Genomic DNA, 23854 nt, shown 5'->3' with positions numbered 1-23854 from the left:
TACGCGGGCGGGGCCCGCTCTCCCGAGGGAGAGCGGGCCCCGCCGCTGAGCGTTCCTGATCACTCAGGGAACGATGTTGATCTTGAAGGTCGATGTCGTGTTCCTGATGTCCTGCGCGTTGCCCGACATCTTGAGGTTCTTGAAGGTCGCCTCGCCCACAGCCGGGCCCTGGCCCGGTTCGGGGAGTTCGTTGGCCCAGATGCCCCAGCCGGACTTCGCGTCGAACTCGTCGCCGCTCTTCTTCGATCCGGAGATGCTGATGTCGGTGAAGATCGTGTCCTTGACCGGGAACTCGGGCTGTCCGCCCACGTAGTTGGTCTGGAACATCACGCCGCCGTACGTCGAGTCGCTGATGTCGACGTTGTTGACCCGGATGCCCTGGAAGACCTTCGACGCGGAGAACATCCAGATCGCCGGGAAGACCTGCGAGCCCCAGAAGTGGCCACCGGTGCGTTCCAGCGTCACGTTCTCGACGGTCGTGGGCTCGGTCCCGAAGCCGTTCATCGGGTAGCCGAAGTCGAGCGAGGAGATCGTGATCCCGGAGTACACGAGGGTGTCGGCGATCCGGATGTTGCGGAAGGTGTTGTCGTAGCCGCCGTAGACCGCGAGGCCCGCCGCACGCCAGGTGAGCGTGGAGGTCAGGTTCTCGTAGACGTTGTTCTTCTCGTCGGCCCCGCCCGCGTCGATCGCCGAGAACAGCGCGAAGCTGTCGTCGCCGGTGGCCCGGGCGTCGTTGTTGACGACGTGGTTGTCGGTCGATCCGTTGGTCATGTTGATGCCGTCGGCGAACATGTCACGGATGCGGGAGTTCTTGATGGTCATGTTGTCGGTGTTCGCGCCCCAGTAGAGGCACACCATGTGCTCGACCCAGATGTTGTCGATGGTGATGTCGGAGACGTTCGAGAAGTCGAACACCTTGCCGGGGCCGTCGATCCGGGACGTGTAGTTGCCGAAGTAGGCGAACCCGGCGAACGAGGAGCCCTTGGCGCTCGCCTCGGCGCGGAAGCCGATGTCGGTGTTCTCCTGCGAGGAGGGCGCGTGGAAGCGGGTGAACCAGGGCCCGGCGCCGATGACCTGGACGGCCTTGCCGTAGACCTGGAACTTGCTCGACGTCTCGTAGTCACCGGCCGGCAGGTAGACGCCGACGAGCGTGCCCGTCGTGTCCATGCGCACCTTGTCGAGCGCGTTCTGCACGTCCTGGTGCGAGAAGCCGGCGGGGACGGTGTACGCGGCCGGGTCCGGGTTGGCGGCCGCGGTCGCCAGCTCGGTGTTGATGAAGTCGATCGCGTACTTCGAGGTGTTCGCCGCGTCCTTCTGGAGGCGGATCTTGGCACCGGCCGGCACGGTCTTGCCGAGCTGGAGGTTCGCCTCGTCGTAGATGTGGCGCGGAGCCCCGGAGCCCGAGTCGTTGCCCGGCGCGGTCTCGTTGCCGTACAGCCACGCGTACTTGGCGGTGAGGTCGATGGCCTTGAGGAACTGGCCGTCGACGTACACGTTGAGGGTGGTGTTGGTGCCGTCCGGGATCGAGAAGCGGGTCACGAGGGTGTTGGTCGCCGCGCGCGTCGTCCACTCGACGTACTCACCGGTGTTGTTGAGGGTCACGGCCTTGCGGCCGCTCGCCTCCCCCGCGAGGTCGCCGATGGTGCGGTTGGGGCCGACGACCTTCGCGCCGCCGCCGACGGTGCCGTCCTCGGCCTCGTACATGTCGTACGGCATGTTCGCGCCGCGCCCGATGAAGAGCGCCTGCTCGGTGGTGTTGTTGTCCCGCTTGACCGGCAGCTCGTTGGCGTCGGCGGCGATGACGGTCTTGACGGTGAACTTGCCGTTCGCCGCCGTCCAGGAGCCGAGGTCCACCGCTGAGGTCGTGGACCCGGCGGCGATCGAGCCGTTGTAGGCGCCGGTGAGCGTCTTGACGGTGTCGCCGGAGGCGTCCTGGATCGTCAGCGTCACGTTGTGGGCGCCCGAAGCAGAGGCCTCGGTGCCCTGGTTCTTGATCGCGACGCTGAAGTTGACGTTCTGCCCCGCGGTGGCGCTGGAGGGCGACCATGAGACGGGCGAGGCGACGAGGTCGGAGCTGGCGACCGGCTTGACCACGAGCGCGTCGGCACGCGTGAAGGTGTTGTTCGACTCGTTCTGCTCGATGACCTTGTTCGACGGGTCGACCTCGGCGCTCAGCGGGTAACTGCCCGCGTCCCGGGCGCCGATGCTCGCCGTGACCGTCTTCGACTCACCGGCCGCGAGCGCGGGGACGTCCGCGGTGCCCGCCTTGGTCCCGCCGAGCGAGAAGTCCAGGTCGGTCGCCTTGGCGTCCTTCGTGCCGCTGTTGGTGACGGTCGCGCTCAGGCTGATCGCGTCCGACTCGACAGGCGCGGCGGGCGAGTTGGTGATCCCGGTGACCTGGAGGTCGGGGTTGGCCGCCGGGGCGCCGATGACCTGGAACTCGGCGACCTGCGCGCCCGGGGCGCCCGTGTTCTTGGTGAACTTGAGCTGCACGTCGGCGGCGGAGCCGGTCACGGGGATGGTGACGGTGTTGCCGCTGCCCGGGTCGAAGGTGTAGTCCTTCGCGGCCGCGAGGCTCGTGAAGGAGGTGGCGTCCTGGTCGCGGCCGAGCACCTGGATGTTCTGGGTGCGCGAGGACCAGGACGAGTCGGGGTTGAGCTTCACGACGACCTCGTTGAGGTCGGCGTTCGCGCCGAGCTTCGTGGTCAGCGTCGCCGGGTACGAGCCGCCCGCGCTCTCCCAGTAGGTGCTGGTGAGCCCGTCGTTGGCGTTCGCGGCGACGAAGGTGAAGGTGCTCGACGAAGCCTCGATGGGCTTGCCCTGGGCCAGGTTCGAGCCGGGGCCGTTCGTGGAGCCGGGGCGCGTGACGCTGTTGCTCGCGGTGGAGACGTTGCCCGCCGCGTCCTTCGCCTTGACGTAGTACGTGACGGTCGCGGCGGCCGAGGGCGTGTCGGTGTACGTGAGGACGTCACCGGCGACCGTCTTGACGAGCTTGTCGTTCGCGTAGACGTCGTACCCGGTGACCTTGACGTTGTCGCTCGCGGCCTGCCACGTGAGCTTCACGTCGGAACCTGACTGCGTCCAGGCGAGGTTGCCGGGCGCGGTAGGGGCCTGGGTGTCGCCGCCCTGTCCCTTGCGCGTGACGCTGTCGCTGTTCGCGGAGACGTTGCCCGCCGCGTCCTTGGCGCGCACGTAGTACGTGACGTCCGTCGCCGCGGGCTGCGTGTCGGTGTACGTCAGGACGTTGCCCGCGACGCTCGCGCGGAGCTGGCCGTTGGCGTAGATGTCGTAGCCGGTGACCCCGGTGTCGTCGCTCGCGGCCTTCCAGTCGAGCTTGATCTGCCCGGAGGCGGGCTCGGTGTAGGCGAGGCCCGAGGGGGCGGTGGGCGCTTGCGTGTCGCCGGTGGCGGGACCGTATACCTCGACCTCGGAGAACTGGGCCGCCGGCCACTCGGAGTTGGCGGTGACGAGGACCCGTACGTATCGCGTCGTCGTCGAGTCGAACGCGATGTCCACCGACTGGTCGTTGCCCGCGTCGAAGGTGTACGCCTTCGACGCGGACAGGTCGGTGAAGTTCTGGTTGTCCGTCGAACCCTGGATCTTCAGCGTCTGCGAACGGCTCGGCCAGCCGCTCGGCAGCCGCAGGGTCACCTGGTTGACCTTGACGGAGGAGCCGAGGTCGACCTGCACCCACTGCGGGAAGGCGTTGTTCCCGCTCTCCCAGTAGGTGTTCCGGTTGCCGTCGCCGGCGTTGGCGGCGCCGTAGACGTCGGAGTGGCCCGATGCGGTGAAGGTCCTGCCCTGCGCGAGGTTGGGGCTCGCGGCGGCGGTCGTGAGGACCTGCATCTCGGCGAGCTGGCCGGTCCCGGTCACCGAGTTGCCGCTGAACTCGGCCCGTACGTACCGGGCGAGCGTCGCGGGCACGGAGACCTTGACGGTGTTGCCGTTGGCCGGGCCGAAGGCGTACTCGGCGGAGGTCTTGAGCGTCGCCCAGCTCGTGCCGTCCGCGCTGCCCTGGAGGGCGAGCGTCTGCGTGCGGCTCTCCCACCCTGCGGGGAGTTTCAGCACGACCTGCTTGACGCGCTTGGCCTTGCCGAGGTCGGTCTGCACCCACTGTGCCGACTTCTTGCCGGCCTGCCAGTAGGTCGAGGTGTCGCCGTCGGTCACGGCGGACGCGGAGTGCTTGCCGAAGGTGCTGCCTGCCTTGGTCGTGGCGTTCGCGGCGGCGTCGGGTCCTCCGGCCGCCTGGGCGCCGAGGGCGGGCAGCCCGAGCACCATGACGCCGGAGGCGAGTACGGCGGCAGCCGTACGGCGTCTCCAGCGCCTGGACGCGGATCTGGACATGCGGGGGTCCCTCTCTGCGGGGGCCTCGCACGCGGGGGCGCGCGAGGGCGGCTCATGGAACAGGGGCAGAGCGGCGGCCACCGGTCCCGAGGGAGGGAACAGCGGCCCCCGAGCGCGCAAACTCATGTTCTTGCGCTCGATTATTGGAATATTGCAGAGAGTTGTAAGACGGTCTACGGGTCGGGACGAAGAATTTTCCCTGACCGGTCGTCAAGAGGGCCTGGGCGTACGGAGGTCGCTCCCCGTCGGTAACACTCCTGGGCCGTTCTTTTGCACACGGCATTGACAAATTCACGCCCCGCTGGCGACGATTCCGAAGCTGTTAACACCACGTGAAACCCTTGTGGAATCACGGCAGTTGATGACCAGGAAGCGCGGCCGGCGCGCGCCTTGCCTGACGACCCCCACTTCGGTCAGGAAGGAACTCCCTCCTCATGTCACCCCACTCACGCTCCGGGCCCCGCAGACGCGGACTCCGGGTGCTCACGACTCTCGCGCTGCTCCTCGCGCCCACCGCCGCGCTCGGCACGGCGACAAGCGCGGGCGCGGCGGCGCAGGACATCCCCGCAGGGGACTACCAGCAGGTCGCACTCGCGCGTGGAGCGGCCGAGATCGGCGGCGAGGGCATGTCGCTCTCGGTCCTGCCTGACAAGTCCGTGCTGCACACCTCGCGGGACGGCACGGTCCGTATCACCGACGCGAACGGCACGACGAAGCAGGCCGCCAAGCTCGACGTGTACGACCACGACGAGGAAGGGCTTCAAGGCGTCGCCGCCGACCCGGACTTCGCGCAGAACCGGTGGGTCTACCTCTACTACTCGCCGAAGCTCGACACCGCCCCGGGCGACGCCCCGACGACGGGTACCGAGGCCGACTTCGACAAGTTCAAGGGCCACCTGAACCTCTCGCGCTTCACGCTCAAGACGGACAACACCCTCGACCTCGCGAGCGAGAAGGTCGTCCTGGAGGTCGACAACGACCGCGGCCAGTGCTGCCACGTCGGCGGCGACCTCGCCTTCGACAGCAAGGGCAACCTGCTCCTGACGACCGGGGACGACACCAACCCCTTCGAGTCGGACGCCTACAGCCCGGCCGACGAACGCACCGACCGCAACCCGCAGTTCGACGCCCAGCGCTCGGCGGGCAACACCAACGACCTGCGCGGCAAGCTGCTCCGCATCACGCCGCAGGACGACGGCAGCTACACGATCCCCGACGGCAACCTCTTCCCGCCCGGGACCGACAAGACCCGCCCCGAGATCTACGGCATGGGCTTCCGCAATCCCTTCCGGATGAGCGTCGACAAGGCGACCGACACCGTCTGGCTCGGCGACTACGGCCCCGACGCGGGCGTCACCGACCCCAACAGGGGACCGGGCGGGCAGGTCGAGTTCAACCGCATCACGAAGGCGGGCAACTTCGGCTGGCCCTACTGCACGGGCACCAACACCGAGACCGAGTCGTACAACGCGTACACCTTCCCCGACGGACCCTCGGGCCCCAAGGCGGACTGCGCGAACGGTCCCACCAACAACTCCCCGCGCAACACCGGCCTCGCCAAGCTCCCCCCGGCGCAGCCCGCGTGGATCAAGTACGGCGGTGACGAGGGCAGCCCGCCCGAGTTCGGCGGCGGCTCCGAGTCCCCGATGGGCGGCCCCGTCTACCGCTACGACGCGAACCTCGACTCGCCCGTGAAGTTCCCCGAGAGCCTCGACGGGCGCTTCTTCGCCGGGGAGTACGGCCGCCAGTGGATCAAGGCCATCGAGGTCGAGGACGACGGCTCCCCGGGTGCCATCGAGGACTTCCCGTGGAGCGGCACGCAGGTCATGGACATGGAGTTCGGCCCCGACGGCGCGCTCTACGTGCTCGACTACGGCACCGGCAGCGACAACCAGGCGCTCTACCGCATCGAGTACCTGGCGGGCAGCAACCGCAGCCCCGTCGCCAAGGTGAGCGCCGACAAGACCTCGGGCGCCCTCCCGCTCGACGTGACGTTCTCCTCGGAGGGCAGCAGCGATCCCGAGGGCGGCGCGATCACGTACCAGTGGGACTTCGGTGACGGCGCCACATCGACCGACGCCAACCCGAGCCACACCTACACCGAGGCAGGGACCTACTCGCCGACCCTCACCGTCACCGACCCCGAGGGCCTGACCGGCACGGCGAGCACCGTCGTCACCGCGGGCAACACCGCGCCGACCGTCGATCTGACGGCTCCCACCGACGGCCAGCTCTTCTCCTTCGGCGACACCGTGCCCTTCACCGTCACCGGGTCCGACCCCGAGGACGGCCCGCTCGACTGCGCGAAGGTCAAGGTCACGTACTCGCTCGGCCACGACAGCCACACCCACTCGATCACCTCCAAGAACGGTTGCTCGGGCGAGATCAACGTCCCCACCGACGGTGAGCACGACGCGGCGGCGAACCTCTTCGGGGTCTTCGACGCCGAGTACACCGACAGCGCCGGCCTCACGACGCACAGCATCCGCAAGCTCCAGCCGCGCCACCGCCAGGCCGAGCACTACAGCGACATGTCCGGCGTCGAGAAGGCCAACCACGGCAGCGCCGAGGGCGGTTCCACGGTCGGCTTCACCGACGACGGCGACTGGATCGCGTTCACGCCGTACACGCTGTCCACCGCCACGACCCTGACGGCGCGCGTCTCCTCCGCGGGTCCCGGCGGCAGCCTGGAGGTACGGGCGGGGTCCGAGACCGGCACCCTGCTCGGCACGGCGGACGTGAGCCCCACCGGCGACTGGGAGACCTTCGTGGACGTGGAGGCCGAGCTGTCCAACGCCCCCGCGGGGACGACGCAGCTCTACCTCGTCTTCACCGGGCCCACCGGGCAGGGCAACCTGTTCGACCTCGACTCCTTCACCCTCGGGGAGTGAGCGCGATGCGCAAGCACACCGGCAGACTCGCGGCCCTCGCCGCCCTCGTCCTGGGCGGCGCCCTCCTCACGGGCCCCGTCGCCCAGGCGGGCGCGGCCGAACCGTACGACGTGCTCGTCTTCTCGAAGACCGCCGGGTTCCGGCACGACTCGATCCCCACCGGGATCGCGACCTTCCAGGAACTCGGCACCGAGCACGGCTTCACCGTCACGGCCACCGAGGACGCGAGCGCCTTCACCCCGGCGAACCTCGCCGGGTACGACGCCGTCGTCTTCCTCAGCACGACGGGCGACGTGCTCGACGACACCCAGCAGGACGCCCTCCAGGAGTACGTCGACGAAGGCGGCGGCTTCATGGGCGTCCACGCCGCCGCCGACACCGAGTACGACTGGCCCTACTACCAGCAGCTCGTCGGCGCGTGGTTCAAGAGCCACCCCGCCATCCAGGACGCCGTGGTCGAGACCGAGGACCACGAGCACCCGGCCACCGCGCACTTCGGCCCGACCTGGCTCCACAACGACGAGCTGTACAACTACCGCACCGACCCACGCGGTCAGGTCCACGTCCTCCAGACCCTGGACGAGTCCAGCTACACGGGCGGCGAGATGGGCGACGACCACCCGATCACGTGGTGCCACCCGCAGGAGACGGGCCGGTCCTTCTACACGGGGCTCGGGCACACCGACGAGTCCTACGCCGACCCCGACTTCCGCCAGTTGCTCCTCGGGGGACTGGAGTACGCGGCCGGGCAGAAGGACGCCGACTGCACGCCGAGCGGGGTGCCGGGCGGCACGCCCGTCGAGGCCGAGTCCTACACGGACGGGCAGGGCGTGGAGCCCGCGGGGCACGGCGCGGCGAGCGGCGGCCAGACCCTCGGCTTCATCGAGGACGGCGACTGGGCGGGCTACGCGCACGTCCCCGTCGACGGCGCGAGCACCTTCACCGCGCAGGTCTCCTCGGCGGGGGCGCGCGGCACGATCCACGTGCGCGCCGGAGCACCCGACGGCCCCGAACTCGGCACGGCCGACGTCCCGAACACGGGCTCCTGGGAGACCTTCCAGTCCGTGACCACGCCGCTCACGGCAGGCGGCACGGGCCCGCTCTACCTGAGCTTCACGGGCGGCGCGGGCTCCCTCTTCGACATCGACAGCTTCACGCTGACGGGGGCGGGGGAGGAGGACTGACGGACGCGTGAACGGGCGGGCGGCCCCCTGAGCGGGGCCGCCCGCCCCGCCGTCCCACCCGGAATGAGCACGCGGCCCGGGGACGTTCCCCCTGGCATGAAGGCCATGTCACTACCGCAGTACGGAACCGCCGACGACCTGCGCGCGACCGACCTCCCCGAACCCAGGGTCGCCCCGGGCGAGGTCCTGATCCGCGTCCGCGCCGCCGGGGTCAACCCCGTCGACTGGAAACACGCGGCGGGCGGGCTCGACGCGATCTTCGAGACGCGCTTCCCGCTCGTCCCCGGCTGGGACGTCGCGGGCGTCGTCGAGCGCGTCGGCTTCGACGTCCCCGAGTACGCCCCGGGCGACGAGGTCTTCGGGTACGTCCGCAAGGACTGGGTGCAGAACGGCGCCTACGCGGAGTACGTCTCCGCGTCCGTCCGCATGCTCGCGCCCAAGCCGGCGGCGCTGAGCTTCACCGAGGCGGCGGGCGTGCCGCTCGCGGGACTCACCGCGTACCAGAGCCTCCAGCGCATCGGCGCCGGCGCGGGCGACACCGTCCTCGTGCACGCGGCGGCGGGCGGCGTCGGCGCCTTCGCCGTGCAGATCGCCGTCGCGCACGGCGCCCGCGTGATCGGTACGGCGAGCGAACGCAACCACGACTTCCTGCGCTCCCTCGGCGCCGAGCCCGTCCGTTACGGCGAAGGGCTCACCGACCGGGTACGGGCCCTCGCCCCCGAAGGCGTCGACGCGGCGCTCGACTGCGTGGGCGGCGACGCGGTGGACGCCTCGTTCGCCCTCGTCCCGAAGCCGGAACGCGTCGCGTCGATCACTTCCGACGAGGCGGCGGCGCGCGGCGGCCACACGGTCTGGGTGCGCCCCGACGCCGCCGACCTCCGGGCACTCGCCGACCTCGCCGAAGCGGGCGGGCTTCGCGTCCACGTCGCCGCCGAGTTCCCCCTCGACCGGGCACCGGAGGCCTGGCGGCTGAGCGCGGAGGGGCGCACACGCGGAAAGATCGTCCTGACGGTGTGAGCGGAGGCACGGGGCGGGGCGGCCGCGTGCCCCGTCGCGCCCGTACGGCCGCCCCGCCCCGTGCCCCGTCGCGCCCGTACGGCCGCCCCGCCCCGTGCCCCGTCGCGCCCGTACGGTCGCCCCGCCCCGTGCCCCGTCGCGCCCGTACGGTCGCCCCGCCCCGTGCCCCGTCGCGCCCGTACGGTCGCCCCGCCCCGTGCCCCGTCGCGCCCGTACGGTCGCCCCGCGTACCGCCGCCCCCGCGCGCCTCAGCGCAGCGCCGACACCCCCGTCAGCGCCTGCCCGATCATGAGGGTGTGCATCTCTGCCGTGCCCTCGTAGGTGAGGACCGACTCCAGGTTCGCCATGTGGCGCATGACCGGGAATTCGAGCGAGATGCCGTTCGCGCCGAGGATCGTGCGGGCCGAACGGGCGATCTCCAGCGCCTTGTTGACGTTGTTGAGCTTGCCGATGCTCACCTGCTCGGGGCGCAGGCCCACCGCGTCCTTGCGGCGGCCCAGGTGCAGGGCGAGCAGGGTTCCGTTGGTCAACTCGACGGCCATGTCGGCGAGTTTGGCCTGCGTGAGCTGGAATCCGGCGAGGGGCCTGCCGAACTGCTCGCGCTCCTTCGCGTACGAGAGCGCGGTGCGGAAGCAGCTGCGCGCCGCGCCCAGGGCGCCCCAGAGAATCCCGTACCGCGCCTCGTTGAGGCATGACAACGGGCCCCGCAGTCCCGTCACTTCGGGCAGTACCGCGTCCCCGGGCAGCCGCACTCCGTCGAGCAGCAGTTCACTCGTCACCGAGGCCCGCAACGAGCCCTTGTGCGTGATGAGCGGCGCGGAGAAACCGGGCGTGTCCGTCGGTACGACGAAGCCGCGCACCCCCTCGTCCGTCCGCGCCCACACGACGGCGACCGAGGCGACCGAACCGTTCGTGATCCACATCTTGCGCCCGTCCAGCACCCAGTCCCCGCCCTCGCGACGCGCCCGCGTGCGCATCCCGCCCGGGTCGGAGCCGTGGTCGGGCTCGGTGAGGCCGAAGCAGCCGATCGCCTCGCCCGAGGCCATTCGCGGCAGCCACTCCCGCTTCTGCTCCTCGCTCCCGAAGCGGTGGATCGCGTACATCGCGAGCGAGCCCTGCACGCTCACGAGCGAGCGGAGGCCCGAGTCCGTCGCCTCCAGCTCCAGACACGCGAGCCCGTACGCGACGGCGCTCGTCCCGGCGCAGCCGTAGCCCTCCAGGTGCATCCCGAGCAGCCCCAAGGACCCCAGCTCCTTGGCGAGTTCGCGCACGGAGGGCAGCTCGCCGCTCTCGTACCACCCGGCGATGTACGGCTCCACGGAGGCGTCGCACACCTGCCGCACCGCCTGCCGCACCGCCTTCTCCTCGGGGCTCAGCAGGTCGTCGATCCCGGCGAGATCCAGCGGGTCGGACTTCGGGGCGGTCCTCTTGCTCATACGTCGTCCTCCTGATCCGGATACGTGCGTCCGCCATCCTCGCGCGCCGGGCCGCCGCGGGGCAGGCCCGGGAAACGTGGTGCGCGGCACGCCCCGGGTCCGCTACCGTCTTCCCCATGTTCTTCATGACGCCGATCTACGAGTGAGCGCGCGCGGGTCACGCCCGCCCCCCACCCCACCTTCCACACGATCGGAGTCGAGTCATGGCCAAGAGCCGTAACAATCTGCTGGGCGTAGGCGGTCAGCGCGGTCACCTGCCGAGGAACGGCGGCCCGGGTTCGGGCGGCCCGCACGGCGCGGGCGACCGGCAGGCCGCCGAGACCCGCAAGCAGGAGCTGGCCCGCCGGATGCGCGAGCGCCTGACGGGCACGGAACAGGAAACGCGCACGGAACAGGAAGCGGGCACGGAGCGGGAAGCGGGCGAGTCCTCGGCGGCCGGTACGGACCGGGGTGCCGCGGAGCCGCGCGCCTGACCCGCGCCCCACCCCCGCACGCACGCCCGAGGCGCCCCGCACCCTGTGCGGGGCGCCTCGCCGCGTGCTCAGCCCTCGTGCAGCGGCTGATCACCCTGCGGGGTGAAGACCTGCATCCCGTAGCCCTCCAGGAGCAGCCCGTGGTTCAGCTCCGCCACCACCGCCTTGCGGAAGGGCTGGGTCAGCAGGTGCCGTGTGAAGCGGCGGGTCGTGACCGGCTTGGCGAGGAACTTCTCGGCGAGCGCGTACGCGCGCGGCAGAACCTCCTCGCGCGCGACGACCTCGTTGACCGCGCCCCACTCGCGCGCCTCCCGTGCCGTGAGGACGTGGTCGGTCGTGAGGAGGTACCTCGCCCGGTTCTGCCCGACGACCAGCGGCCACACCACGTGCACGCCGTCCCCGGGGACGACCCCCTGCGTGAAGTGTGCGCGGTCCCTGATCGTGGCGTCCTCGGAGGCGATCACGACATCGCACAGCAGGGCGAGTTCGGAGTGCACCTCGATCGGCCCGTTGACGGCGGCGACGCACGGGACCTGGATGTCGAGGAAGTTGCTGATGAGCTGGTAGCCGGACCAGCCGAGCCGTTCCAGGAAGGCGGGCGGGACCGGCTCGCCGCTGTCCCCGTAGCTGTAGTCCGCGATGAAGTCGGCGCCCGCGCCCGTCAGGACGAAGACCTCCACCTCCGGATCGCCCGCGACGTCCGCGAAGGCGAAGGCCACCTCGTCGTGCGCGGTCCCCGGCGCCCACACGATGCTGTCGCCGTGCGTGTGCAGCGTCATCGTGACGACGCCGGACGGGGTGCGGTCGAACCGCACGTTCTCGTATCGGTCCCGGTAGTCCTCGAAGCGGGTGAGTCGCGCCATCGCGGGTGCTCTCCGATCGTTGTGCTGGGGGCGTGGGGCGTGGGGCGTGGGGCGTGGGGCGTGGGGCGTGGGGCGTGTGGACGGGTGCGGGGGCGGGCCGGTGGGCTCGCGGGGGCCAGTCGTCCGCGGGGTCAGCCGAAGCCGAGGACGAAGCGGCCCCGGACGCCGCCCGCCGCGAGCGCCTCGTGGGCGCGGGGGACGTCCTCGGGGGTGATGACCTCGGCGATCCTGGGCGTCAGCCGCCCGGCCCCGGCGGCCTCGGCGAGGCGGCCGAGCGCGGCGGTGGGGTCGGCGATCTCGTAGAACTGGAGGGACCGGTACGCGAGGCCGCGCGGCGCCGGGTCGGGGAGCGGGCGGGTGCCGGGCTCGCCGGGGGTGCGCAGGCTCGTGTACGTACCGCCGTCGGCCACCGCGTCGAGGACCGGGGTGCCGAGGAGCGCGCCGTCCGCGAGGCCGTAGACGCCGCCGGGGGCCGCGTCGAGGACGTCGGCGACGTAGGCCGCGCCGCGCCGTGCGACGACGTCGGCGCCGAGCGCCCGGACAAGGGCCTCGTCGGCGGGTGCGGCGTCGGCGACGACGCGGATGCCCGCGAGGACGCACAGCTCGGTGAAGTAGCCGCCGAAGGCCCCGGCGGCGCCCGTGACGGCGGCCGTCGTCCCGGCTCCGAGGCCGAGGACCTCGATCGCGCGCAGCGCGGTGAGCCCGTTCATCGGGAGCGTCGCCGCCTCGGTGAGGGTGAGCCCCGCCGGGGCGCGCACCGCGTGGGGCTCGGGGAGGACGACGTACTCGGCGTAGCCGCCGCGGTGCGGGCGCAGCGGGAGCGTCAGCGCCATGACGGGGTCCCCGGCGGCGAGGCGCGTCACGCCCTCGCCGGTCGCGTCCACGACCCCGGCGACCTCCAGGCCCGGCACGTGCGGGCCCGGCAACCCGCGCGGACCGGCGGCCCCGGCCCGTACGAGCGTGTCGGCCGGGTTGACGGTCGCGCCGTGCACCCGGACCCTGACCTCGCCTGGACCCGGCTCGGGGACGGGCAGGTCGAGCACCCGCAGGACCCCGGGACCTCCCGGGGCGTCGAAACCGACGGCTTTCATGACTCTCTCCCGTATGCGTGAGGTTCTCCCGCGCGCCGGACGGCCGCGGGGTTCCGGCCGCGACATCACGCGGCTTTCGCCGCGCGGGCGCTCTTCTTCGGAGCCCGCCACAAACGGCCCGTGAGAAGCGCGTTGATACCGAGACCTTTCCGGCCGGGAAGCACGACGACTTCGGGGGATTTGCGGGCGCGCGCGAATTCCCAGGCGATATCCGCGATACGGTCGGGATCGAGCAGGAACTTCGCGTCGGCCGCGCCCGCTTCGGCCATCGCACCGTGAATGTCGCTGTTCCGGATGAGACCGCCGATCACGAGCGCCCCCGCGAAGACGCCCTCCTTGGCGAGCGCCGCGTGCAGGGTCACGGCGTAGCCCCGGGAAGCGGCGGCCGGGACGGCCATCGCGCCCAGTTCCGGCACCGGCAGGAGTGCGCTGATCGCGCTCGCGAAGAGCAGCGTCCCGGTGCCGCGCTCCCGCATCCCCGGCAGCACCTTCGCGACCACGTCCACCGCCGGGTACACGGAGCCCATCGCGTCCGCGACCTCGGTGCCCGTGATCTCCGTGACGGGCGCCGCCCGCTCGGACGCCTGGTGCGGCGACGGCCCGTAATAGACGAAGTCGGCGGGCCCGAACGCCCGCTCCGCCGCGTCGAGCGCTTCGCCGAGGGCCCGCGGGTCCCGTACGTCGGCGGCGAAGGCGGCGGCCTTGATCCCGGCGGCCTTCAGCTCCTCCAGGTACGGGGCGTGGCGCCCGGGATTCCGGGAGACGAGTGCCACGTCGTAGTTCTCCCGGCCCAGACGCCGCGCCATCGAAAGGCCGAGACCGGGACCGGCGCCGATGATGACAGCAGAGGGCATTTCTTTTTCCTTTTCGGGTGGGGTTTCGCCTGACCGGCGCGGCTACAGTAAGCAGACGGATTCCGGAAAAGCGGTCCTGTGCCGGGAAGTGAGAGCAGCGGGTGTGAACGGGTCTCGGAAAGGCGGCGGGGGGAATGCGGCGGGGGACTCCGCCGAAGTGCCGCTGCGCGCCGACGCCCGGGAGAACCGGCGGCGCATTCTCGACGTCGCCCGGGTGCTCTTCGCTGAGCGCGGCATCGACGTACCGCTCAAGGTCGTCGCGCGCCGCGCGGGGGTCGCCCCCGCGACCCTCTTCCGTCGTTTCCCCACCCGCCAGGACCTCTTGGCCGAGGTCTTCGCCGACCAGTTCGCGCGGTGCGCGGCGCTCGTCGAGACGGCCCTCGCCGAGCCCGACCCGTGGACGGGCCTGAGCACGGCGGTGCACGGGCTCGCGGAGCTACAGGCGGCGGACCACGGCTTCGGCGCGGCCTTCGTCAGCGAACTCCCGGACGCGGGAACGGTCGAGGCCAAGTTCCGGCAGGGCATGGAGGGGTTCGGGGAACTGCTGCGCCGGGCGAAGGCGGCGGGCCAGGTCCGTGAGGAGGTGGTCCTCGCCGACCTGGCCCTGGCCCTCCTGGCCAACAGCGGCGTCCTCGCGGTCGGCGGTGAGGCGGCGTCCCCGGCCTCCCGCCGCCTCACCGCCCTCCTCCTCGACTCCTTCCGCCCCCGCCCCGGGGCCCCCGGCCCCCCTCTGCCGCCCCCGGCCCCGTTGAGCATCCCGCGAGTGGTCTTCCCGGCGGGCGGGGACGGCTGACGGGCGGGGACGGCTGACGGGCGGGTGTGCCTGGCGGGGACCGGGGCGCCTGAAGGGGCGTGCGGTCGCGGGGCGGAGCGGGGCGGGGCCTCGGCAGGCGCCCGTACGTGCCGCCGTGCCGCTTCGTACGTGCCGCCCCGCCGCTTCGTACGTGCCGCCCCGCCGCTTCGTACGTGCCGCCCTGCCGCCCCGTGCGTGCCGCCCTGCCGCCCCGTACGTGCCGCCCCGTACCGCCGTCCCGCTCAGTCCAGTTGGCGCGGCAGGCGCAGGCTCGCCGCCGCCATCACCACGACCAGGCCCAGCTGCGCGAGGAGGGCCACACCGAAGGCGTCGCCCGTGCCGAGGTGCGGGGTCAGGGAGAGGAAGAGGGTGCCCAGCGTCGCGACGCCGAGGGACATGAAGGTCTGCTGCGTCGTCGTCATCACCCCGCCGCCGACCCCGGCCCGCTCGGCGGGGACGTCCGTGAGGATCGTCCTGAGCAGGACGGGGAGCTGGAGCGACTGGCCGAAGCCGCCGAGGATCATGCCGGGCGCGAGCCGCCACACGTCGAGGCCGGGCCAGCCGCGGAAGACCGCCACCGCGAGGAGGGTGAGCCCGAGACCCTGGATCAGCGACCCGGCCGTCACGACCCGCCCGCCCCAGCGCCGTACCAGGCGCGGACCTGCGAGGGCCCCGGCGAAGAAGGCCACCGCCATCGGTGCCAGGGCCAGGCCCGCGGCGACGGGCGACAGGCGCAGCCCCTCCTGGAGGGCGATCGCCACGACGAACATGAAGCCGCCGAAGCCGACGCAGAACGGCAGGAGCAGCGGCAGCCCGCGCCGCATCGACGGCAGCCGCAGCAGGCTCGGCGGCACGAGCGGCACCCCGCCCCGCGACTCCTTGGACCGCTCCACGGCGACGAACGCGGCGAGCGCGAAGGGGAAGACGCCGAGCAGCAGCCACGTCCACAGCGGCCAGCCCGCCGCCCTGCCCTCCGTGAGCGGCAGGAGGAGCGTCGTGAGGGTCAGCGCGAGCAGGCCCGTACCGGTGCCGTCGACCGGGGCGGGGGCCGTCGCACGGGTCTCGGGCAGCGCGCGTCCCGCGCACACGAGGCCGATGACGACGACCGGCACGTTGACGAGGAAGACGGTCCGCCAGCCGAGCCCGGCCACGTCCGCGGTGACGAGGACACCGCCCAGAATCTGGCCCGCGACCATCGACAGGCCCGCCGTGGCCCCGTACAGGCTCATCGCGCGTGCCCTGCGCGGCCCCTTCGTCGTCGCCTGGATCGTCGCGAGCACCTGCGGCAGCATGAGCGCCGCCGCCGCGCCCTGCGCGACCCGCGCGGCGACGAGCGCGCCCGCGCCGGGGGCGAGCCCGCAGAGCAGCGAGGTGACGCCGAAGGCCGCCATGCCCCACAGGAAGAGCCTGCGGCGCCCGAAGAGATCGCCGAGCCGCCCGCCGAGCACGAGCAGCACCGCGTACGCGACGCCGTAGCCCGCGACGACGAGTTCGAGCATCGCCTCGCTCGCGCGCAGGTCGCGGCCCATGTCGGGCAGGGCGACGTTGACGATGAAGAAGTCCACGAGCGGGAGCGCGGCGCCGAGGAGCACCGAGAACAGCCCGAACGCGCCGAGCACCGCGCCGTGCGGGTGGAGCCGGCCGTGGGGCGCGGGGGTGGTGGGGGAGAGGGTGGGCGGAGTCATGCGAGGTGTCACGCTGTCTGTCACGTTTCCTACCGTGCGGGTACTCCCAGACAGGTACCAGAGCCTGTTTATACGGGTACTGGGCGCACCAGGCTCCGGATGCGGGTGCCCTGGCGGTACGTCCCCCGGCTGCGGCACCCTTGCGGTATGCGGACGGTCGAGACGATGAGCACCAGGGCGACGGGGCGCGACGCGGGCACCGGAGCCGCGGGCACGGCGGGTGGCGGCCCGGGCGCGGCGGGTGGCGGCGCGGGTACGGCGGGTGGCGGCGCGGGTACGACGCGTGGCGCGGCGCCGGGGAGCGCCCCCGCGGGTGACGCGCTCGCCGGGCGCGATGCCGCCGCCGAGCGCCGCCGCGAACTCGCCGCCTTCCTGCGCAGCCGCCGCGAGCGCATCACGCCCGAACAGGTCGGCCTCGCGCGCGGCCCCAGGCGCCGCACCCCCGGGCTGCGCCGCGAGGAGGTCGCCTCCCTCGCCGCCGTCGGCGTCACCTGGTACACGTGGCTGGAGCAGGCCCGCGACATCCAGGTCTCCGCGCAGGTGCTCGACGCGGTCGCCCGCGCCCTCCTCCTCGACCCGCACGAGCGCCGCCACGTCTTCGGCCTCGCGCACGTCACGGACCCCGCCCCCGGTACCGCCTGCCCGGTCGTCACCGACGCGGTCCGCGCCATGCTCGACCAGCTCGAACCCATCGCCGCCTGCGTGCAGAACAGCCGGTACGACATCCTGGCCCACAACCGCGTCTACGGGCTCATGCTGTGCGACCTCGAAGAAGTGGCCCCCGAGGACCGCAACTGCATGGTGCTGTCCTGCCTGAACGAGGAGTGGCGCGACTCCTTCGCCGACGGCGAGGGCTCCCTGCGCATCATGGCCGCCAAGTTCCGCTCCGCGATGGCCGATCACCTCGACGAGCCCGCCTACCGCGCCCTGCACGCCCGGCTCATGCGGCACCCGCAGTTCCGCGCGCACTGGGAGCGGCAGGAGATCATCGACTCCACCTCGCGCACCAAGCACTTCCGCAACCGGCACGTCGGCCTGCTCACCGTCGTCCACACCGATCTGTGGCTCGGTCCCCTGCGCGGGCCCCGGCTCGTCACGTACACCCCGGCGGACGCGGAGACGCGGCGGCGCATGGAGCGGCTGCGGGAGAGGGCGGTGGAGCGGGAGGAACGGCGCGCCGCCGCACGGGCGGCGTGAGGCGCGGGCGGTGACGTGAGCGCCTGCCAGGACCCGCCCCGCCCGCTCTCAGGGGCAGCGCACGTCCCGCGCGGGCCGCTCGCCCGTCACCAGGAACCGTGACACCAGCGCGTCCCCGCACGCGTTGCCCGTTCCGAGGTACGAGCCGTGCCCGCCGCTGTCCACGGACACGAGCCGCGCCTTGCGGCCCAGCGCCGCGCGCATCCGCAGGGCGCCCGAGTACGGCGTCGCGGGGTCCCGCAGGTTCTGCACCATGAGGATGTTCGCCGGACCCTCGTCGGTGATCCGCGTGGGCGGCTCGGCGGGCTCCGTCTTCCAGTACGAGCACGGCGTGATGTTCACCGGCATGCCCCCGGTGAGCGGATGGCGGACGCGGTCCTTCGCGACGGCGCGCGCGTGCGCGGCGACCGAGCCGGGCCACTCCACGTCGTTGCAGATCACGCCGATCGTGACGGCCGCGTCCTGCTGGGACATGGGCTGTGCGAGCGCGGGAGGGAGGACGACCGGCCCCGGCGCGGTGCCGCCCGCCGCCGCGCCGCCCCGCACCGCCTCGTCGGCCGCCAGGACGAGCCGCGCGAACTCGGGGAAGGCGGCGTCGTCGTAGAGCGCGGTCTGGAGTGCCTGGAGCAGCATGCCCCCGGTGAGGGGGAGCCCCGGGGTCGTGGTGGGGCGCGGGCGCGCGTCGAGTTCCCTGGCGAGGGCGAGGACGCGGGGACGGACCTGGGCGGGCCGCTCGGCGAGCCGCTCCGCTCCGCGCGCCGGGTCCGCCGCCCAGGCGGCGAAATCGGGGAAGCGGTCATCGGCGCCGCGCGCCATGTTCGCGAGCCAGCCGCGCTCGACGCGCGCGGGGTCGGGGTCGCCGTTGCTGTCGAGGACGAGGCGGGCGGTGCGTTCCGGGTGCAGCTGGGCGTACACGGCGGTCACGTACGTGCCGTACGACGTCGCCCACACGGACAGCTTCTCCGTGCCGAGCGCGGCCCGGAAGCGGTCGAGGTCGCGGACCTCGTTGGCGGTCGTGAAGCTCGCGAGCGTCGCGCCGCCGTTCCCGGCACAGGCTTCGGCGGTACGGCGCGAGCGCGCCGCGTTCTCCGCGATGTCGCCCCCGGCCCCCGGCCAGGACCTGACCGTCGCGAGCCGCCGGTCCGCCTCGGGCAGCGCGCACTCGGCCGTCGTGCTGCCGCCGACTCCGCGCGGGTCGAAGCTCACGAGGTCGTACCGGCCCCCGGTCGCCGCCATGAGCGCGGGCCCCTTGCTCGTGAGCCGCTGCACCCCGGAGCTGCCCGGCCCGCCGGGGATCACGGCGAGGGTCCCGCTTCTCCTCCCCTCGGCGCGGATGCGGCTGACGGCGAGGCGGACGCTGGGGCCGTTCGGGCGGGCGTAGTCGAGCGGGACGGTGAGGGTGGCGCACTCCTGGCGGGCGGTACCGCAGGGGGTCCAGCCGAGGGAACCCGCGGCGGGCGGGGGAGAGGCGTGGGCGACGGCCGGGAGGGCGAGAGCGGTGGCGGCTGTCGCCAGGGTCAGGGCGAGGGCGCGGCGGCGGGTACGGGGCCGAGCGGTGCGTGTCTGCGTCATGGCCCCGAGTTTTCCGCGCCCGAAGGCCCGCGCCCATGTGGCGGGCGGGCCTCCCCGGGGTGGGGAAGTCCCCCTGGGTGAGGGGTGGTTGACCGGACGCCGGGGGCTGACCGGACGCCAGGGGGGGGCGGGCGCCGGGTGGTGGGCCGGACGTCGGGGTGGGCCGGGCGCCGGGTGCCGGGTGCCCGGGGGCGCCGGTGGTGGGCCGGGCGCCGGAGGTGGGCCCGTACCGCTGTCCCTGCTCAGCCGACCGCCGCGCCCTTGCCGCTCCGTGTCGCCGCCGTCGCCTCTTCGAGCCGCGCGGCGGTGCGCCGCGCACTCTCCGCGGCGCGCCGCCCCGACGTCACGATGCCCAGGACCAGCACGGCGGCCCCGCACCCGGTCAGGACCCACCACGCGGGTCGTGCCGCCCCCGTGAAGGTCGCCTCGTACCGCTCCGGTGTGATGCCCGAGGCGAGGATCGCGCCGAGGAGCGCGACACCGAGGGCCGAGCCCGTCTGGCGGCTCGTCGAGGCGACGGCGGCGGCGACCCCGGCCTGGGCACGGGGCATCCCCGAGACGGCCGTGTTGGTGATGGGCGCGTTGACGAAGCCGAAGCCGAGGCCGAAGAGGACGAAGGCGATGACCAGGGTCACGGTGTGCGTCTGTCCGTCGAAGCCCGCGAAGATCACCCCGCTCGCGGTCATCCCGACCCCGGCGATCAGCAGCGGGACCCGCGTGCCGCGTGCGCCGACCAGCCGCCCCGACAGCGGCGCGCACACGAAGGTGACGGCGGCCATCGGGAGCATCCACAGCCCGGCGTGCAGGGCGCTGTAGTGGCGCACGTTCTGGAGGTAGAGCGTGGACAGGAAGAGGAAGCCGCCGAGCCCGGCGAAGCCGCACACGGCGATCGCGGTCGCGCCGCTGAAGGGCAGGCTGCGGAAGAAGCGCGGGTCGATGAGCGGTTCGGGCCTGCGCAGCTCGTACGGGACGAGCAGCGCGACAGCGGCGACGGCGAGCACCGCGCAGCCGAGCACGAGCGGCGAGGCCAGGCCCGCGTCGGGTGCCTCGATGATGCCGAACGTGAGCGCGGCGAGCAGCACGATCACGAGGACCTGGCCGACCGGGTCGGGGCGGCGCCCGTGCGGGGCGCGCGACTCGGGCACGTACAGCGTCATGAGGATCAGCGCGGCGATGCCGATGGGGAGGTTGAGCCAGAAGATCGAGCGCCAGCCGACGGAGTCGACGAGCAGCCCGCCGACGAGCGGCCCCGCCGCCATCGACAGGCCCACGACGCCGCCCCACACGCCGATCGCGCGGGCGCGCTCGCGCGGGTCGGTGAAGGTGTTCGTGATGATCGACATCGCGACCGGGTTGAGCATCGAGCCGCCGACCGCCTGCACCATGCGGAAGACGACGAGCAGCCCCAGGTTCGGGGCGATGGAGCACAGCGCCGAACCGACCGTGAAGATGATCAGGCCGATGCGGAAGACACGACGGCGGCCCACGCGGTCCGCCGTCGAACCCGAGAGCATGAGCAGCGAGGCGATGACGAGCGTGTACGCGTCGATCGTCCACTGAAGCCCCGAGACGCTCGCGTCGAACTCTTTTTGCAGGTCGGGAAGGGCGACATTCAGGACGGTGTTGTCCAGGGAGACGATCAGCAGGCTCATGCAGCAGATGGCGAGGACGGCCATGCGCCGCCGGTGACTCAACTCGGGCATGAGCGATATCGTAAATCATTAGTACGCTTTACTAACTAATGACCGAGCCTGTGGACAACCGGCTTGGCCTCTTCGCGCGGTACGTGACAATGGAGCCATGTCCTCCGCAGTCCCCCTCGCCACCGCGCCCGCCTCCGCCGCAGCGCCGACCGTTCCCGCCGGGTCCCCGGCGGCCGCGCCCCTCGCCATCGGCCCGCACACGGTCACCCCACCCGTCGTGCTCGCCCCGATGGCCGGGATCACCAACGCGCCCTTCCGCACCCTGTGCAGGGAGTTCAGCGGCGGCAAGGGCCTCTTCGTGAGCGAGATGATCACGACCCGCGCCCTCGTCGAGCGCAACGAGAAGACGATGCGGCTCGTCCGGTTCGGCCCCACCGAGACGCCCCGCTCGATCCAGCTCTACGGAGTCGACCCGGCCACTGTCGGCAAGGCGGCCCGCATGATCCGCGAGGAGGACCTCGCCGACCACATCGACCTCAATTTCGGCTGCCCCGTGCCGAAGGTCACCCGCAAGGGCGGCGGCTCGGCCCTCCCGTACAAGCGGCACCTGCTGCGCGCGATCCTGCGCGAGGCCGTCGCGGGAGCGGACGGCCTCCCGGTCACGATGAAGATGCGCAAGGGCATCGACGAGGACCACCTCACCGCGCTCGACGCGGGCCGCATCGCCGTCGACGAGGGCATCACCGCGATCGCCCTGCACGGCCGCACCACGGCCCAGCACTACGGCGGCACCGCCGACTGGGACGCCATCGCCCGCCTCAAGGAGCACGTCCCCGAGCTGCCCGTCCTCGGCAACGGCGACATCTGGACCGCCCAGGACGCCCTGCGCATGGTCCGCGAGACCGGCTGCGACGGCGTCGTCGTCGGGCGCGGCTGCCTCGGCCGCCCGTGGCTCTTCGCCGACCTCGTCGCCGCCTTCGACGGCGCCCCGCGCCCGACCCCGCCGGGCCTGCGCGAGGTCGCCGCCGTCATGCTGCGCCACGCGACGCTGCTCGGCGAGTGGCTGGAGGACGAGGAGCGCGGCGTGATCGACTTCCGCAAGCACGTCGCCTGGTACCTCAAGGGCTTCTCGGTCGGCTCCGAGAAGCGCCGTGCCCTCGCCACGACCTCGACCCTCGCCGAGCTGGAGGAGGGGCTGCACGGCCTCGACCTCGACCAGCCCTGGCCCGCGGCGGCCGAGGGCCCGCGCGGTCGCACCTCGGGCAACAACAGGGTCGCCCTCCCCGACGGCTGGCTCGACGATCCCTGGGACTGCGCGGCACTCGGCGAGGACGCCGAGTCGGAGACCTCGGGGGGCTGAGCGGGGACTTCGGCGGCCGAAAGGGCGCCGCGCCTGCCCGAACAGGTGCGATCATGAAGTGACACGGGATCAACGCGACCTCGTGGGACTTGAGTTGCAGAGGAAGGCACGCCGATGAGTTCTCCCCTCGACGACCGTATGCAGCGCCTTGAACAGGAACTCAACACGAGCGTGCCCCACTCCGCACGCATGTGGAACTACTGGCTCGGCGGCAAGGACAACTACGAGGCCGACCGCAAGCTCGGCCAGTACATGGCCGAGACGTACCCGCAGATCAAGGAGATAGCCCGGGCCTCGCGCGCCTTCCAGGCCAGGGCCGTGCGCCACCTCGCGGGCGAGGCCGGTATCCGCCAGTTCCTCGACCTCGGCACCGGCCTGCCCACGGCCAACGCGACGCACGAGGTCGCCCAGTCCGTCGCCCCCACCGCGCGGGTCGTCTACGTCGACCACGACCCGATCGTCCTCGCCCACGCCCGCGCCCTGCTCACGAGCGGCCCCGAGGGCGCGACCGACTACGTGCACGGCGACCTCGCCGACGCCCCCGCCGTACTCGCCGAGGCGGCGAAGACCCTCGACCTGAGCCGGCCCGTCGCCGTCCTCATCCTCTCCACCCTCGGCCACGTCCCCGACAGCGAGGCGGCCCTGGCGCTGCTCCGCTCCTATCTCGACGCCCTCCCCTCCGGCAGCTACCTCGTCCAGTGCGACACCATCGAGACGCCCGAGTCGAAGGCGGCGTCCGAGGACTACGAGGAGGGCGGCGCGATGGCGTACCGCTCCCGGCCGCGCGAGGAGATGGAGCGCTTCTCGGAGGGCCTGGAGGTCCTGGAGCCCGGCTTCGGCTCCATCGACCTGTGGCAGCCCGAGGTCCCGCTCGACCGCGAGCCCATCGAGCAGTGGGGCTTCGTGGCGCGCAAGCCCTGAGCGGGGGCGCCGGGCGGGCGGCCGCCGTGGGTGGTCCGTGGCACGCTGGCGGAATGAGCACCGCACCGCGAACGGCCGGAGGGGACGGCGGGGCCGGGGCGCGCAGGCTGCGCGACCTCGCCGTCCTGCGCCGGGTCAGGGACCGCATCGACCGCGAGTACGCCCGCCCGCTCGACGTCGAGGCACTGGCCCGGGGCGCCCACATGTCGGCCGGGCACCTGAGCCGGCAGTTCCGCCTCGCGTACGGGGAGCCCCCGTACGCGTACCTCATGACGCGCCGCGTCGAGCGCGCGATGGCGCTCCTGCGCCGTGGCGACCTCAGCGTGACCGAGGTGTGCTTCGCGGTCGGCTGCGCCTCGCTGGGCACCTTCAGCACCCGGTTCACCGAGCTGGTCGGGATGCCGCCGAGCGTCTACAAGGAGCGGGCCGCAGGACCGGGCGAGGGCGTCCCCGCCTGCCTCGCGAAGCAGGTCACCCGACCGGTCAGGATTCGAGAAGCGCCCGGCGCGGGGCCCGCCTAACGTCGGGTG

17 protein-coding genes are annotated in these 23854 nt (G+C 72.6%); 9 read left to right on the top strand and 8 right to left on the bottom strand.

The window, feature by feature from the left end; translation table 11 throughout:
* Positions 1–63: 63 nt before the first annotated feature.
* Entirely contained in the window at positions 64–4344 is a 4281-nt protein-coding gene (locus ACQYWQ_RS08150; RefSeq protein WP_431033301.1) for a discoidin domain-containing protein, read from the bottom strand.
* A 434-nt stretch (positions 4345–4778) separates the two neighbouring features.
* Here ACQYWQ_RS08150 and ACQYWQ_RS08145 point away from each other — a divergent pair, with 434 nt between their 5' ends.
* The 3 genes from ACQYWQ_RS08145 (at position 4779) to ACQYWQ_RS08135 (ending at position 9436) form a co-directional block, all read left to right on the top strand.
* A complete protein-coding gene (locus ACQYWQ_RS08145) occupies positions 4779–7235 on the top strand; it encodes a PQQ-dependent sugar dehydrogenase (protein WP_431033299.1) in 2457 nt (818 codons plus the stop codon).
* 5 nt (positions 7236–7240) lie between these two features.
* Positions 7241–8419 (top strand): ThuA domain-containing protein, encoded by a 1179-nt coding sequence (locus ACQYWQ_RS08140; RefSeq protein WP_431033297.1) that lies wholly within the window; start codon positions 7241–7243, stop codon positions 8417–8419.
* A gap of 96 nt (positions 8420–8515) precedes the next feature.
* A complete protein-coding gene (locus tag ACQYWQ_RS08135; protein WP_431033294.1) occupies positions 8516–9436 on the top strand; it encodes an NADP-dependent oxidoreductase in 921 nt (306 codons plus the stop codon).
* A gap of 248 nt (positions 9437–9684) precedes the next feature.
* Here ACQYWQ_RS08135 and ACQYWQ_RS08130 read toward each other — a convergent pair whose 3' ends face one another.
* The gene (locus tag ACQYWQ_RS08130; protein WP_431033292.1) at positions 9685–10872 is read right to left on the bottom strand and encodes an acyl-CoA dehydrogenase family protein; all 1188 of its coding nucleotides are present in this window, start codon (positions 10870–10872) and stop codon (positions 9685–9687) included.
* Between the two features lie 203 nt (positions 10873–11075).
* Between ACQYWQ_RS08130 and ACQYWQ_RS08125 the strand changes: the two genes are divergently transcribed.
* Positions 11076–11345, top strand: a complete 270-nt coding sequence (locus tag ACQYWQ_RS08125) for a DUF6243 family protein (RefSeq protein WP_431033290.1) — start codon at positions 11076–11078, stop codon at positions 11343–11345.
* A 68-nt stretch (positions 11346–11413) separates the two neighbouring features.
* Here ACQYWQ_RS08125 and ACQYWQ_RS08120 read toward each other — a convergent pair whose 3' ends face one another.
* The 3 genes from ACQYWQ_RS08120 to ACQYWQ_RS08110 form a co-directional block, all read right to left on the bottom strand.
* A complete protein-coding gene (locus ACQYWQ_RS08120; protein ID WP_431033288.1) occupies positions 11414–12208 on the bottom strand; it encodes an enoyl-CoA hydratase/isomerase family protein in 795 nt (264 codons plus the stop codon).
* 131 nt (positions 12209–12339) lie between these two features.
* Entirely contained in the window at positions 12340–13299 is a 960-nt protein-coding gene (locus ACQYWQ_RS08115; protein ID WP_431033286.1) for a quinone oxidoreductase family protein, read from the bottom strand.
* A gap of 65 nt (positions 13300–13364) precedes the next feature.
* Complete coding sequence (locus ACQYWQ_RS08110; protein WP_431033284.1) at positions 13365–14153, bottom strand: SDR family NAD(P)-dependent oxidoreductase; 789 nt, start codon at positions 14151–14153, stop codon at positions 13365–13367.
* A gap of 157 nt (positions 14154–14310) precedes the next feature.
* Between ACQYWQ_RS08110 and ACQYWQ_RS08105 the strand changes: the two genes are divergently transcribed.
* On the top strand, positions 14311–14946 hold the full coding sequence (locus ACQYWQ_RS08105; RefSeq protein WP_431033282.1) for a TetR/AcrR family transcriptional regulator: 636 nt from the start codon (positions 14311–14313) through the stop codon (positions 14944–14946).
* 242 nt (positions 14947–15188) lie between these two features.
* On the opposite strand, the gene ACQYWQ_RS08100 is transcribed toward ACQYWQ_RS08105, so the two are convergent.
* On the bottom strand, positions 15189–16631 hold the full coding sequence (locus ACQYWQ_RS08100; RefSeq protein ID WP_431033278.1) for an MFS transporter: 1443 nt from the start codon (positions 16629–16631) through the stop codon (positions 15189–15191).
* 147 nt (positions 16632–16778) lie between these two features.
* Here ACQYWQ_RS08100 and ACQYWQ_RS08095 point away from each other — a divergent pair, with 147 nt between their 5' ends.
* Entirely contained in the window at positions 16779–17828 is a 1050-nt protein-coding gene (locus ACQYWQ_RS08095) for a helix-turn-helix transcriptional regulator (RefSeq protein ID WP_431033276.1), read from the top strand.
* Positions 17829–17876: 48 nt separating this feature from the next.
* Here the strand turns inward: ACQYWQ_RS08095 and ACQYWQ_RS08090 are convergent, their stop codons facing one another.
* Both ACQYWQ_RS08090 and ACQYWQ_RS08085 read right to left on the bottom strand, forming a co-directional pair.
* Positions 17877–19400, bottom strand: coding sequence for an alpha/beta hydrolase (locus ACQYWQ_RS08090; protein WP_431033274.1), 1524 nt, complete (start codon positions 19398–19400; stop codon positions 17877–17879).
* Positions 19401–19642: 242 nt separating this feature from the next.
* Entirely contained in the window at positions 19643–21103 is a 1461-nt protein-coding gene (locus ACQYWQ_RS08085; protein WP_431033272.1) for an MFS transporter, read from the bottom strand.
* A gap of 97 nt (positions 21104–21200) precedes the next feature.
* On the opposite strand from ACQYWQ_RS08085, the gene dusB reads away from it, so the two are divergent.
* The 3 genes from dusB (at position 21201) to ACQYWQ_RS08070 (ending at position 23845) form a co-directional block, all read left to right on the top strand.
* Complete coding sequence (gene dusB, locus ACQYWQ_RS08080; RefSeq protein WP_431033270.1) at positions 21201–22403, top strand: tRNA dihydrouridine synthase DusB; 1203 nt, start codon at positions 21201–21203, stop codon at positions 22401–22403.
* A 138-nt stretch (positions 22404–22541) separates the two neighbouring features.
* Positions 22542–23324, top strand: coding sequence for an SAM-dependent methyltransferase (locus ACQYWQ_RS08075; protein WP_431039108.1), 783 nt, complete (start codon positions 22542–22544; stop codon positions 23322–23324).
* Positions 23325–23377: 53 nt separating this feature from the next.
* On the top strand, positions 23378–23845 hold the full coding sequence (locus tag ACQYWQ_RS08070; protein WP_431033268.1) for a helix-turn-helix transcriptional regulator: 468 nt from the start codon (positions 23378–23380) through the stop codon (positions 23843–23845).
* Positions 23846–23854 lie beyond the last annotated feature (9 nt).

Source organism: Streptomyces sp. P6-2-1 (genome assembly GCF_050613165.1).
Taxonomy (GTDB): Bacteria; Actinomycetota; Actinomycetes; order Streptomycetales; family Streptomycetaceae; genus Streptomyces.
Note: the sequence above shows the minus strand (reverse complement) of the source record. Positions and strands in the feature narration are given on the sequence as shown.